Below are 13260 nucleotides of genomic sequence, written 5' to 3' on the forward strand. Positions count from 1 at the left end.
ATGAAACAAGCACTTATTCTACCATGCAAGAACGTAACGACCAGTAGTGCGCGCGCACTTCTGCGCGACCGGTCAGCGTTAACTGCGCCGGATGTGACGGGAAGTAGCGGCTACTCATCACGCCTTCGCCATCATTGATAAAAATCTCTATGCTTGAGTGATCGCAGAGGATCTGCAATTTCCGCGCCTGACCGCACCAGTAGCGGTAGAGCCACTCACCCGTTTCGAGGCTGCGACGTGCAAGACGCAGTTCATCGTTTTGCCATTGCAGGATCAGCGTATCGGCGAAATTCAGCGTGACTTCCCCGGCGCTCTCCAGTATCAGCTCAAGACGTTGGGCATCCAGAACGGGCATTGCATCGGCCGCACCCTGCAAGGTGCGGGTTTCACCGCGCAGTGCCTGCAACTCAACAATGGGCTGTTGGTACAGTTTGCCATCACGGGAGGTCAGTTCGCGCAAGCAGGTCATCTGGTGGATCCAGCCGTTGGCAACAGTTGGCTGGCGCATCTCTTCGCCATCCGGTACCCCCATCCAGCCGACCAGCAGACGACGCCCGTCGGCGGTCAGCGTGGTTTGCGGGGCGTAGAATTCAAACCCGGCATCCAGTTCGTGAAATTCACCGTGGTGGAATTGCGCCTTCGTGTAGTCCAACTGGCCGCCTAGCCAGGCGCTCGGGTAGGTATTGAGATAGCGTTTTTCTTCCCGCGCGATACCTTGCGGGCAGCAAATCAGGAATGTACTGCCACCGAGGGTAAACATATCCGGGCACTCCCACATATAGCCCGCCTCCCCCAAACCACCGAGGCCGCTGCCGGCTATCTCACCCAGGTTTTGCCAGTTCCACAGATTTTCGGAACGTAACAACAACACTTTGCCCTGTAATTGCAGATCCTGTGCGCCCAGCACCATGTACCAGTACTCGCCATGCCGCCAGACTTTCGGGTCGCGTACATGGCCGGTGTAGCCGTGCGGCAGAGGGATCGCCGGGCCGAGCTTGTCGAAACCGCCTTCACTGTTTTGCACTGCCAGACATTGCCAGGCGGTGCGCGTGCCGTCATCGAACTTCACGTTACCGGTGTAGCAGAGCGTCAGCACGCCGCCGTTATCCACGGCGCTGCCGGAGTAGCAACCGCTGCGGTCATACTCCTGGTCGGGCAACAGGGCGACAGGCTCATGTTGCCAGTGCAGCAAATCGTCGGAACTCCAGTGCGCCCAGCCTTTATGCTGGTGCTGGCAGCCCAGTCCGTTCCACTGATAGAACAGGTGGTAGCGTCCGGCAAAATGGATAAAACCGTTTGGATCGTTAAGCAGCCCGGTGGTCGGCGCGAGGTGCCAGCCGGGGTAGTGGCTGTCTTTTAGCGCTTTGGGCTGGCCTTTCATGACTGCCTGCAATAATGCAGGCAGCAGGTTTGTTAACGCCATTATTCAGAGTCCGTTTTGTATTTCAGCAGGTACGAGATAACAAAGGCGGCGCCGAACGCGATAACCATGCCAATGGCGTAATTGAGCAGCGAGCTTGCCTGCACAATCGCCATTCCCGGGATGCCGGTCAGACCCACTGCGGTCATATAGACATGCACTGACACCACCCATGCGCCACCGATAGCCCCGCCGATAAGTGCGGCGATAAACGGTTTTACAAAGCGCAGGTTGATACCGAAAATCGCCGCTTCCGTAATTCCCAGCAACGCCGAGAACGCCGACGGCAGCGTGATCGCTTTAATCTTCGCGTCTTTGGTTTTAAACCAGACCGCCAGACACGCGCCGCCCTGCGCGACGTTTGCCATTGCCCAGATCGGCAGCAGGAAGTTTACGCCGATTGACGGATTGCCCAGCAGTCCCGCCTCAATGGCATGGAAACTGTGGTGTACGCCGGTGATGACAATCACGGAATAAAGCCCACCAAACAGCAATCCGGCCAGCCAGCCAGCATGGGTGATCAATGTGCTGAGCACAAAGGAGATGCCGTCGCCCAGCGCGCGCCCTGCCGGGCCGATGATCAGCATAGCGATAAAACCGGAGATGATCACCGTCAGGAACGGCGTCAGGATCAGATCCAGCGCATCGGGGATCACGCGGCGCAGTTGTTTCTCCAGAACACTCATAAACCACACCGCCAGCAGTACCGGGAAGACCGTGCCCTGGTAACCGATCATTGCCACTTCAATGCCGAAGAAGTTCATGGTGTGGAAGCCTGCAGCCACGCCCCAGGCATTGGTCAGCGCCGGGTGAGTCAGAATGCCGCCGAGGGTTGCGCCGAGATAGGGGTTACCACCAAACTCGCGAGCGGCGGTAAAACCAATCAGTATCGGCAGAATGATAAACGCCGCCGAACTGAACATGTCGAGCATGATATAGATAGCGTTGTCTGCATTGACCCAGCCGTAGGTTTTCACCATACCCAGCAGGCCCATTAACAGACCCGAGGCGACAATCGCCGGAATAATCGGCACGAAAATATTCGACAGCAAACGGGCGACACGCTGGAACGGGTTCAGCTTACGCGCGGCGATATCGGCGGCTTCGGACTTACTGGTTTCGCTGATCCCCGCTTCGGCAATAAAGGCCGCGTACACTTTGTTCACCACCCCGGTGCCAAAGATAATCTGTAGTTGCCCTGCGTTGCGAAAACAGCCTTTCACCCCGTCGACTTTACCGATGGCGGCGGTATCGGCTTTGGCGTCTTCCACCAGCACCAGACGCAGGCGTGTGGCGCAGTGCGCAGCGCTGGCAATGTTGTCTTTGCCTCCCAGTAACGGCAGTAGTGACCGGGAAATTTCTGCAAAATCCATAAAAACCTCTGTCTTATCGTTTTTGTGGGATCAACCTGGCAAGATGAGGCCCCCGCAGGGGCCGATCGATCAGAACCAGGTTTCCATTTGTACGCCGAAGTTCCATTCACCGCCGGCTTTGAAGCCGTTGCTGCCAAAGGCATCATCGCTGGCGTATTTATCCAGACGATGATCCCAGTCCATCCAGGTGGCGAAGAGGCGAATTTCCGGACGTTTCAGGAACTCGCCGACATCGCTGGCTTTCAGCGTCGGTGCGACGGTGAGTTTGTAGAAACTGCCGCTCACCGCGTTGCGGCTGTTATACCCTTCCGGGCGTAAGTCCATGTACTGATAGCTGCCTTCATACTGCATCTCGAAGTTTTCCGTGATGCCCTGAATCAGGCGCAGGTTTGCTGTGGCCCACTGGTAGCTGTCGCCTTTGACATAACGATCTTTGCTGCTCTGCGCAAGCACTGCCGGCGCGATATGCCAGCCACCGCCCAGCGGAGTGATACCGTAGCTCGCCAGGCGCCAGGTATTGGCTTCCGGCAACAGTGCGCCATCGGAGCCAATGGATTTAACCTCCGCGCCCAGACCATGACCGTACAGCAAGGCGGTTTTCGCGGAACCTTCACGCAGACCGTAGAAGCTGTCGTTATGCAGGCCAAGCAGGGCGTGTACGCCGGTGTTGGCGGCATCGCCTTTCACTTTATTGCCATCCAGATCCAGACGGTCATCGTTATCTTTGGCGCGCATACCGCTGACCATCAACTGTACCGGGCCATAGAAGTTGTTCAGCGAGAGAATGTAGTTCTGCGCGGTGTTTTCACTGTTTTCGATATCGCCGAAGGTGCGGCCGTAGATCGACAGGTTGCTGCGCGCTGCGTCGCTCCACTTCATGTCGTAGATCCCGGCGCCGGTACCGGCGAGGAAGACCACATCGGAGTCGATCCAGTGGATATCGAAGTTATCGCGGTCAAAACGCTTACCGGCCCAGACGGTGGTGTCTTTAAACGCACCGGTAAAGGAGGGCAGATGACCGATTTCAGTGAATGCCTGACGCAGGTTGAGATCGCTGGAAGAGGCCGTCCAGTCGTTATAGGTTTTTTGCCCGTCGGCAAGCATCACCTTAAAGCGTGTGGTTGCCCCGTTAGCCAGCGTCTGTTTATGTTCGAGGTTCATTTCGACATAGGTGTCCGGTTCGTTCCCCAGACGCCCGACGTGCCCCCCGGTTTCGCCTGCTGGCGTTACCGTCGGGCCGCCCTGAGTTTTGGCCGCGGAACTGTTCATCAGCAAGCCTGAACGGGCATAACCGTGGAACTCAAAGCCCCCTTCATCGCTGGATTTTTGCTCCAGTTTCGCGGTGCGTTGTTCCACTTGAGTGGTGGTGGTTTGTGTTTTTTGCTGGGCGGCTGCCAGTTGCTGTGCCTGTTTTTCCGCCGCCTGAGCGCGGGTTTCGGCAGCGCTGGCGCGTTGTTCGGCTGCCTGTAAACGCTGCTCCAGCGCCGCGAGGCGCGCTTCAATGCTGCTTGTGCTGCTATCGGCGGCCCAGACGGAGCCAGAACTTAATATCACACCAAGGGTTACAGCGAGCGTGCTTTTTTTCATCGTTTTGCATCCCTAAGGAAGAGCCATCATCACAAAGTTATTTTTTTGCTAAACCGGTTTAGGTTTTAAATCATAATCACGCCTAATTTATCAGCGCAATGAAATTTGCTAAACCGGTTTAGTGAATGTGAGACGGCTCGCAAAACGAAGCGGCAAGCTTGCTCGAAATCAGGCGGCGTGTTCCTCAAGCTGGTGACGATAGGGCAGAGCGGTCATGGCACCTTTTGCAGTGGTTGCCAGCGCACCACAGATTTGCGCACTGGCCAGGCGTGCGGCCAGCGCCGGTTCGTTGTCCGGCAGGCCGTGTTCTGCGAGTCCCCAGAGTAAACCGGCGACAAAGGCATCCCCTGCGCCGGTGGTGTCGACGCTCACTACCGGCAGTGTGGGATAGTGGTAAAGCTTACCGCTGTGCCAGGCTTGTACTCCCGCTTTGCCCTGAGTGACCAGTAATAAGCTGATGCCATAGCGCTCCGCCAGTGTCTGCATGCTGGTGCCGGGGTGTGGCGAACCGCTGATAAACGCCAGCTCCTCTTCCGAGAGCTTCACTACATCTGCCAGCGTTAGCGCCTGGCGCAGACATTGGTGCAGTTGTTCGTCGTCAGTCCACAGGTCGTGACGAATGTTGGGATCAAAGCTGACAAACCCGCCCGCCGCACGGATGTTTTGCATGGCGGTAAACGCAGCGCTACGCGACGGTTCGGCCGACAGCGCGATAGAGCAGCAGTGCAGCCACTCTCCGCGTTGAAATACAGGTAAATCTTGACTGGTCAGAAACAGATCGGCGCTGGGGCGCACCATAAAGGTAAAGGAGCGTTCACCGTCATTGTCCAGCGCCACCACCACCGTTGAGGTGCGCTGCGCCAGGTCGGCAGACATAAACGCAGTGTCGACCTGTTCATGCGCCAACGTTTGCTGCATAAAACGGCCAAACGGATCGTCCCCCACGCGGCCCACAAAGCCGCTGTTCCCCTGTAACCGGGCTATTCCCACCGCCACATTTGCTGGCGCACCGCCGGGACATTGCATCAGGCGTCCCGGCCCGTCCGGCAGCAGATCCACGACGGCGTCGCCCAGACACCAGACTCGAGCTGACATGCTATTCTCCCGCTAAAAAATATCGCTAAAATTTAACTAAACCGTTTTAGCAAATCAATCTTGTTCTTGGATTTCTGCGTAACATCTTTAAGCTGTCATCTTTTTTCTGCATGCTGGAGCGTCTGTGTATCAACCAGATGGATGGGCATATGTCGCAACCGCTTTTTGTTTTCGATCTTGATAACACCTTGATTCACGGCGACAGCAGCACGCTCTGGAGCCGCTACCTGGTGCGTGAAGGCTTTGCCAGCCACCCGGACTATCTGCTGCAGGAAGAGCGCATGATGCTGGATTACGCGCGCGGTGAAATGGATCTGCATGCGTATGTGGCGCTGACCTTATCGCCATTGATGGATATTCCGATAGCGCTGGTGGACCGCATGGTCGCGCTGTGCGTTGAAAAAGAGATCACGCCGCGCATCTACCCGCAGGCGCTGGCGCTGATTAACCGGTTACGGGCGCAGCAGCAACCGATGCTGATCATCTCGGCATCCGTGGGGTTACTGGTGAAGGCTATCGCCCCGGTGCTGGGCATTGAACACGCTATTGGCGTTGAGGTGAAAACCGATAATGGGCGCTACACCGGCGTCATTGACGGAACGCCCAGTTACCAGCAGGGGAAAATCACCTGCCTGGAGAACTTCCTCGCCCGTCACCCGCAATATGACGGGCCGCTGACCTTTTACACCGATTCGATTAACGATTTGCCGCTGTGTGAACGTGCTGACCACGTTTACCTGGTGAACCCCTGCCAGAAGCTGGCAGCGCACGGAGCGCTGCGCCACTGGCCGGTGCTTGACTGGCAACTTACTCAGGCTTAAATAGCGGCACCGGTTTGCCGGTGATATAGCGTCGGCGCAGCCAGGCCGACGCGGTATCCATCAGCATCACCACCGCCACCAGGATCAGGGTGATAAACATCACCACATCCCAGTTCCACAAGCGCATGTTCTCGGCATAAATCAAACCAATGCCGCCCGCACCAACAAAACCCAGCACCGCGGCCGAACGGGTATTGGACTCGATCTGATAGAGGCTAAGGGCAAGAAATGTTGGGAATGATTGGGTAAAGGTGCTGAAGCGGTGTTTTTGCAAGCCCCCAGCGCCTACCGCGGTTAAGCCGCGACCCGGTGAGCGATCCACCGCTTCGTGGCTTTCCGCATACAGACGCCCGAGCAACCCGGTGTCCTGCATAATGATCGCCAGTACCCCGGCAAGCGGCCCCAGCCCGACGGCGCGTACGAAAATCAACCCCCATATTGCCATATCAATACCGCGCAGGATGTCGAACACGCGGCGCATGAAAAAGGCGATCGCTCCGGCAATTCCCCCTTTCATGATGTTGCGCGCCGCAAGAAACGACAGCAGCAGAGCAAATACTGTGGCGGTCAGGGTTCCGGCGAAGACAATCGCCAGGGTGACACCGATCTGCGTAAAGTAGTAGCCAAATGGCCAGTTCGGGAAGTCGTGCCAGACGAACATGCGCAGAATGTAGCGTCCTATTTGCTGGAGGCCGCTGAGCGCCTGATCGACAGGAATGCCAAACTGCATAAAAAACCAGCCGTAATAGAGCAGAACGGCCAGGGCGATAAGCGCAAGACGACGCAGATAGCGCCCCTGCGCCTGGAACAGATTTTTGTTCAGCTTGCGGCTTAATGTGACGTTCGGAACGGCTTGCACTCTGGTCATTTTTTCCCCTCCAGCACCCACTGGCGCAAGCGGCCGGAGAGCGTATCGAGCAGCGACACCACAATGATAATGAGCAGCAGCGTGATGCTGACCTGATCATAACGGTCGAGTTTGATGTTGGTCATCAGCTCCTGACCGATGCCGCCGGCACCCACCAGACCGAGAATGGTGGAGGAGCGGAAGTTGATCTCCAGGCGCATAAAACCGTAAGAGAGAAAAATCGGTTTCACTTGCGGCCACAGGGCAAAGCGGATGCGCTGCAGATGCGTTGCGCCGCAGGCCGCCAGCCCGCGCACGGGTCGGTCTTGCGCGCTTTCCACCGCTTCATAAAACAGCTTGGTCAGGCTACCGATGGTGTGCAGCGTCAGCGCCAGAAAACCGGGAATGGCACCGATGCCGAAGGCCATCACAAAGATCACCGCCCACGCCAGTTCCGGCATCGTGCGCAGAAATGCCACCAGCGTGCGCACCGCAAAGCGGACTGCCGGCGGAGACCAAGTGTTGCCCGCCGCCAGAAAGGCGAATACACCGGCGATGGCAAAGGAGAGGATCGTGGCAGCCAGCGCCAGTTGCAGGGTCTCCCAGATCAGCGGTAGCTGGATGGGCAGCCGATACCCCCAGTAGGCCAGTGAACCCTTGGTATGGCTGTCGGCAAACAGCACTGACCAGTGCAGCGTGGGCACGGTTTCCAGCATGTAATCGAGAAAGTTGGGCAGCGAGTGCCAGATGGTGGCGAGATTAAATTCTGCCGCACTGCCCGCCGCAAAATAGAGAGCCAGCAACAGTAATGACCAGGTCACGGTATCGCGCTTTTGGCGCATTCTGACCTGCTGATAGTAGTGTTCAAACTGCGTATTCGACGTGCTCATGCGTTGCAATTGCGTCCTGTATGACAATCGAATAACAGCCCCTGGTTTTTACGCAGGGGCTTGCGATATCGTGAGACGGCAACTTAACGGGCGGTAACCAGCTCGCGTTTCATCTCAATAATCTGTTTAAAGTCGTCTACGCTACCCGGGCCGATATGCTGCGTGCCGCCCATCGCTTTCACGAAACAGGCGTGGTTGTCGGTATCCAGTTTTTTGATGGCCGTAATGACTTTGGCTTTGAAATCCGCCGGTAGGCTGTTGCTGACCAGGATCGGGCCATTCGGGATCAGCGGCGATTCCCAGATGATACGGATTTGTTTCATCAGGTCCGGATGATCCATACGGATCAGGCGGTTAAAGGCGCCCACGCTGTAACCGGAATTGTAATCGCCGACCATAGATGTCCAGGTAACGGCCCCCGCGAACTGACCGTTCAGCACGCCGAGGATGTCCTGCTCATGACCGCCGGAGAAGGTGACGCTGGAGAAGTAGTTGTTGTATTTGTTATCCGCGTTGCCGCCGAACTTCTGTTTGAATTCATAGTTCGGGATCAGATAACCGGAGGTGGAGTCCGGATCGGCGAAGCCAAAGGCTTTCCCTTTCAGATCTTCCAGTTTTTTGTACGGGCTGTCGGCTTTAACGATCACGACCGAGTGATAACCGCGAGACTTGTCTTTGTCATCCACGGCGATGCCGACGATATCGACCGCTTTCGGGTTGTTGATATACACCGAGGCGTAAGACGAAGGCGACATGCTCAGCACCACATCGACTTTACCGCCCAGCAAACCCTGGATCACGCCGGAGTAGTCAGATGAGTTGCGCAGTTTGGTGTCTACGCTGAGCTCTTTATCAAGAAACTCTTTGACGCACTGGTTGTCGCCAATTTGTTGGGTGGCGTTCTGTCCGCCAAGGATCCCCAGATTCAACTCTTTCGGCTGCTCCGCCGCCGAAGCCTGCCATGCCAGCAGCAGACCTGTCATCAATGCAGATAAACGTAATGCGCCCGAAATATGCTTTTTCATTGTCATTGCCTGTGTTGTCTCATTGGAAGGGGAAGAATTAATGCAACTGGCTTATCTCATCGCCATAAAGGATCTGCAAAACGTCCTGCGTCAGCCGTGAAGGGTGGTCGTCAAAAACAATTCGTCCTTGAGAAACGCCAATCACGCGTGTGCAGTACTCTTTTACCAGCTCGACGGAGTGCAGGTTTACCATCACGCTAATGCCTTGTTCGCTCACTTCGCGCAGCACGCCCATGATGCGCTGCGTGTTTTTCGGATCCAGCGACGCGACCGGCTCGTCTGCCAGCAAAATGGACGGGTTCTGGATCAGCGCCCGGCAAATCGCCACGCGTTGCATCTGACCACCGGAGAGGGTTTCCGCGCGCTGGAGGGCATGTGGCAACATATTCAACCACTCCAGCAGTGCAATGGCTCTGGCGCGATCTTCATCGGTGAACACTTTAAACAGGGATTTCAGCGTCGAGGTCTGGCTCAGACGGCCCAGCAGCACATTGGTGAGCACATCAAGGCGCGGCACCAGACAGAAGTCCTGGAAAATCATCCCGCATTCGCTGCGCCACTGATTAAGCGCGCGGCCTTTGAGGCGCGAAACATCGCGCGGCGTCCCCACTTCCGGGAAGCTGTTGATCTCACCGGATGTTGCGCTGTGCGTGCCGTTCAGAACGTGCAGCAGGGTTGATTTCCCTGCGCCCGAGCGACCAATCACCCCGACCATCTCGCCGCGATGCAGATCAAAGCTGATGTCGTGCAACACGGTCTGGTGCGCGTTATAGGACTTGCGTAAGTGGCTTACGCTTAGCACTTTTTGTTTCGGCACCGTGTTGAGTTGATGCAGAGACGAATAGTGGTCTTCAGAAATTTCCGCCAATGCGCTGTTCATAAGTCATCCGGTTTTTTCATTAAGCTGGCGACCATTAAGAGGACAGGTGATGATCGTTTTATGACGGAAAGACGAACAAATAGTGAACGTGTGGCTTCATTGGGAGAGGAAAAAAATGAGCAGGCTATTTCATATAAGCGAGAGTGATATATTTTTGCCATCCGGGCGCACGCTGTACACCCGCAGGATCGGAAAAGAAGGGCAGCCGCAGACGCGGCGCTGAGGATATTTCGACAACCCACTCGCCCTCGCCAAGAAAACGAAAGCGAACCTGTTCCGTGCTAATCGATAGATTTTCAAAAATGCCCGTTGCCCACATCTGGCCTATTCGCACAATCTCCTTTACGCCTTGCCGGATATCAATCAGCACGATGGTCAGGGATTCTTCAAAGATAACATCATCAGTAAGAAACAGCAGATAGCGCGTGTTATCCACCTGTACTGCCGCTTCAAGCAACAGGCCGGGAACGGTGATATTCGTTACCTCATCCCCAATCACTACGACCGATTGGGCCTGGCGGAAGTCGGTGGCCTCGCATGTAGTGACAAGTGAAACATTATTGGCTTTACGCATTCTTTATTTCATGTCCTATAAAGAGAGGATCTTCAGAATATTCTTATCAGGGGCCCCGATAAAGCGCGTATGCTGTAGCCTTTTACGGCTATTAGCGGTACCACGCCGTTGTTTTTAAAGCGTATACGGACCCGGAGATCATAAGATGGAATTTGACTGGATGTATATTATTTATCTTTTCTTTGCGGTGGTGTTTATCCTCATAATCAAGGGGTTTTATTCTTTCTTTGGTGGCTACATCAAACAGATGTTTGTAGAAGCCCGGGTGATGAAGATCGGCATTGGTGTTAATGCGGATATTATCCACCGAAGCAAAACAGCGTTGATCGACGCAGAGATGCCAGTGTACCGGCTCACGGTAAAATTCAGGACACGTGAAGGAGTAGAAGTACAATCAAGCATCGACAGGGCGCTGGATATGGACGGTTTTACGCGTTATGCGCCGGGCAATGGTGTGGCGTTGAAGTATGATCCGAAAAATCCAAAACGCATTGCTTTATACGATAATGATAAACCTTTGATCTTGGGCGATTAACCTTCAGCATAGAATATTGATGGAGGAGTGCGTGGGATACCATTGGATAGTTCTGTTCTTACTCTTCTTTTTTGTCCCATTGATGGCGTTTGTGCTTCGCCAGGCGATGTCCATGCTAATGCCCGGTTTTCGGCAATTCAGGATGGAATCCGCGGTGCGGAAAACCGGTATCGGGGTAAATGCGGATATTATTTACCGTAGCAAGACTGGCATGATTGACGGCGAAAACCCGGTGTATCGCCTGACATTCAAATTTGTCACCCGTGAGGGTATCGAGGTGCAGTCGAGTCTGGAAAGAGCGCTGGATATGGACAGTTTTATCCGTTATGCGCCCGGTAACGTTGTGGCGTTAAAATACGATCCCACCCATCCAGAACGTATCGCTTTATATCGCCATGACCGTCCGTTGATTTTGGGCGATTAATTTTTACCGTAGCACAGTAGAAAACGAGAACAGAGATATGGACATTATTCATGTCATTTTAATGATTGGGATCGCCGCGTTGCTGCTGTTTGGGCTTTACAAATTGGCGCGTTGGATCCGTCAGTTGTGTATTGAAGCGCATGTGCGCAATCATGGCATTGGCGCGAATGCCGATATTATTGCCCTTAAGCGCACCAACTGGATGGACAGGCGCACAGTCTATTGTGAACTGGTCTTGCGCTTCAAAACCCGCGAAGGTCAGGTGGTGCAGGCGAGCGTGTTTGAGCATCTGACCAGCCGTGAAATTGTGCGTTTTGCTGAGGGCAACGGCACCACCGTGAAGTACGATCCGCAACATCCGCAGCATATTATCTTATATGACCGCCCGCTAATTTTAGGGGATTAATCCCGGCTGTATCTCTTCTTCACACCCGTGCTGATTCATTAAAGCTTACTGCGAAATCAGCACTGTTTGTTTCATCTCATCCGGCTCGTTAACCGCCTTCTCGTCCTTACACTGCAACGCCGTTATTTTAATCCCGTCAGCGTCACAAAAGTCGCAAAAAAACAAGCCACTGCGTTGCATCGGTCAGATCTCACGCTATATGTTAAATTTGTGTTTAAAAAATGATACCGAGGGATTGTTCATGGATAAGAAAACCGATCTACTGGTCGCTGCGCTGGCACTGCTTTTTTCTGGTTCCGCGCTGGCGGCGGTACCGCAGGGTTACCCGGCGGACTATCAGAAAATAGTCGACGCGGGCACCAAAGAAGGCAAAGTTGTTATCTACTCCACTACCGACACCAAAGCCGCAGGGCCGTTAATCAAAGGCTTTGAGGCGCAGTATCCGGGCATCAAAGTCGAATACAACGACATGAACAGCACCGAACTGTACAACCGCTATCTGAGTGAGCAGGCTTCCGGCGGTGGCAGCGGGGATGTGATTTGGAGTTCGTCGATGGATACCGCGCTGAAACTGGCGACCGATTACGCCGACGAATATGCCTCACCGGAAGTGAGTAAATTACCGAAATGGGCGGTATGGCAGAATAAGGCCTATGGCACCACCTATGAACCGGTCGTATTTATTTATAACAAGCGTCTTATCCCACAGGGGGATGTGCCGGACTCGCATAGCGCACTGGCCAAATTGATCGCCAGCCAGACCGACAAATTCAAAAATAAAGTCACCACCTACGATATCGAAAAATCCGGGCTGGGCTTTATGCTGGCGGTGGAAGACCTCAAATTCGATAAAGACTATTTTGCGCACCTGACGGATGTGGCAAAAGGTGGGCTGACGGTGCAGTCCTCCACCGGCACGATGATGGAGCGTGTCTCCTCCGGGGAAAACCTGATTGGCTATAACATCCTCGGATCGTACGCCGAAGCCCGCGCCAAAGGGGATAATGCACTGGGTATTTCTTATCCGAAAGACTATATCCTGGTGTTGTCCCGCGTCTCGTTTATCAGCGCGCAAGCGGAACACAGTAATGCTGCCAAATTGTGGTTCGACTATGTGTTATCGGAAAAAGGGCAGAGCATTCTGGCCAATCAGGCGGACATTCCCTCCCTGCGTAACGATATCGAAGGCAAAAACGACGTTGATGGTATGACCAAAATGCTTGGCGATGCGCTCAAACCGATCCATGTGGATACGTCGCTGCTGGAATATCTGGAACCGAAAAAGCGTCTGGAATTTATTAAACAATGGCGTGCAGCCGCCGCCAAATAATGGCTGTACGGGCGGCGCGTCGTGATAGCGCGCCCCCTTTTCATCGCCGGGAT

The 13260-nt window shown here is 54.7% G+C and carries 14 protein-coding genes; 5 read left to right on the forward strand and 9 right to left on the reverse strand.

Features of this window, described 5'->3' with window-relative positions; all coding sequences use genetic code 11:
* Positions 1–13: 13 nt before the first annotated feature.
* From O9K67_RS05555 to O9K67_RS05570, 4 genes are all read right to left on the reverse strand, one after another.
* A complete protein-coding gene (locus tag O9K67_RS05555) occupies positions 14–1423 on the reverse strand; it encodes a sucrose-6-phosphate hydrolase (RefSeq protein WP_061493493.1) in 1410 nt (469 codons plus the stop codon).
* The gene (locus O9K67_RS05560) at positions 1423–2793 is read right to left on the reverse strand and encodes a sucrose-specific PTS transporter subunit IIBC (RefSeq protein ID WP_061493494.1); all 1371 of its coding nucleotides are present in this window, start codon (positions 2791–2793) and stop codon (positions 1423–1425) included. Before O9K67_RS05560 ends, O9K67_RS05555 begins: the two co-directional genes overlap by 1 nt.
* A 69-nt stretch (positions 2794–2862) precedes the next feature.
* Positions 2863–4380, reverse strand: a complete 1518-nt coding sequence (locus O9K67_RS05565) for a carbohydrate porin (RefSeq protein WP_061493495.1) — start codon at positions 4378–4380, stop codon at positions 2863–2865.
* A 168-nt stretch (positions 4381–4548) separates the two neighbouring features.
* Positions 4549–5475 (reverse strand): aminoimidazole riboside kinase, encoded by a 927-nt coding sequence (locus tag O9K67_RS05570; RefSeq protein ID WP_061493496.1) that lies wholly within the window; start codon positions 5473–5475, stop codon positions 4549–4551.
* A gap of 149 nt (positions 5476–5624) precedes the next feature.
* Here O9K67_RS05570 and O9K67_RS05575 point away from each other — a divergent pair, with 149 nt between their 5' ends.
* Positions 5625–6296, forward strand: a complete 672-nt coding sequence (locus O9K67_RS05575; protein ID WP_061493497.1) for an HAD family hydrolase — start codon at positions 5625–5627, stop codon at positions 6294–6296.
* On the opposite strand, the gene phnE (O9K67_RS05580) is transcribed toward O9K67_RS05575, so the two are convergent.
* The 5 genes from phnE (O9K67_RS05580) to O9K67_RS05600 form a co-directional block, all read right to left on the reverse strand.
* Entirely contained in the window at positions 6283–7164 is an 882-nt protein-coding gene (gene phnE, locus O9K67_RS05580; protein ID WP_061493498.1) for a phosphonate ABC transporter, permease protein PhnE, read from the reverse strand. The genes O9K67_RS05575 and phnE (O9K67_RS05580) overlap by 14 nt on opposite strands.
* On the reverse strand, positions 7161–8033 hold the full coding sequence (phnE, locus tag O9K67_RS05585) for a phosphonate ABC transporter, permease protein PhnE (protein ID WP_061493499.1): 873 nt from the start codon (positions 8031–8033) through the stop codon (positions 7161–7163). The genes phnE (O9K67_RS05580) and phnE (O9K67_RS05585) overlap by 4 nt, the downstream gene beginning before the upstream one ends.
* 83 nt (positions 8034–8116) lie before the next feature.
* Entirely contained in the window at positions 8117–9058 is a 942-nt protein-coding gene (gene phnD / locus O9K67_RS05590; protein ID WP_061493500.1) for a phosphonate ABC transporter substrate-binding protein, read from the reverse strand.
* Positions 9059–9095: 37 nt separating this feature from the next.
* Positions 9096–9938: a phosphonate ABC transporter ATP-binding protein gene (gene phnC / locus O9K67_RS05595; protein ID WP_061493501.1), complete on the reverse strand. Its 843-nt coding sequence runs from the start codon at positions 9936–9938 to the stop codon at positions 9096–9098.
* Between the two features lie 124 nt (positions 9939–10062).
* The gene (locus O9K67_RS05600) at positions 10063–10512 is read right to left on the reverse strand and encodes a hypothetical protein (protein WP_061493502.1); all 450 of its coding nucleotides are present in this window, start codon (positions 10510–10512) and stop codon (positions 10063–10065) included.
* Between the two features lie 145 nt (positions 10513–10657).
* Here O9K67_RS05600 and O9K67_RS05605 point away from each other — a divergent pair, with 145 nt between their 5' ends.
* The 4 genes from O9K67_RS05605 (at position 10658) to O9K67_RS05620 (ending at position 13207) form a co-directional block, all read left to right on the forward strand.
* Positions 10658–11047, forward strand: coding sequence for a DUF3592 domain-containing protein (locus O9K67_RS05605; RefSeq protein WP_061493503.1), 390 nt, complete (start codon positions 10658–10660; stop codon positions 11045–11047).
* A 31-nt stretch (positions 11048–11078) separates the two neighbouring features.
* On the forward strand, positions 11079–11471 hold the full coding sequence (locus O9K67_RS05610) for a DUF3592 domain-containing protein (RefSeq protein ID WP_148654690.1): 393 nt from the start codon (positions 11079–11081) through the stop codon (positions 11469–11471).
* A gap of 37 nt (positions 11472–11508) precedes the next feature.
* Positions 11509–11877, forward strand: coding sequence for a DUF3592 domain-containing protein (locus tag O9K67_RS05615; RefSeq protein WP_061493505.1), 369 nt, complete (start codon positions 11509–11511; stop codon positions 11875–11877).
* Positions 11878–12118: 241 nt separating this feature from the next.
* Positions 12119–13207, forward strand: a complete 1089-nt coding sequence (locus O9K67_RS05620) for an ABC transporter substrate-binding protein (RefSeq protein ID WP_061493506.1) — start codon at positions 12119–12121, stop codon at positions 13205–13207.
* Positions 13208–13260: the final 53 nt, after the last annotated feature.

The sequence above is a fragment of the Kosakonia oryzendophytica genome (genome assembly GCF_027886705.1).
In the GTDB taxonomy this organism is placed as follows: domain Bacteria; phylum Pseudomonadota; class Gammaproteobacteria; order Enterobacterales; family Enterobacteriaceae; genus Kosakonia; species Kosakonia oryzendophytica.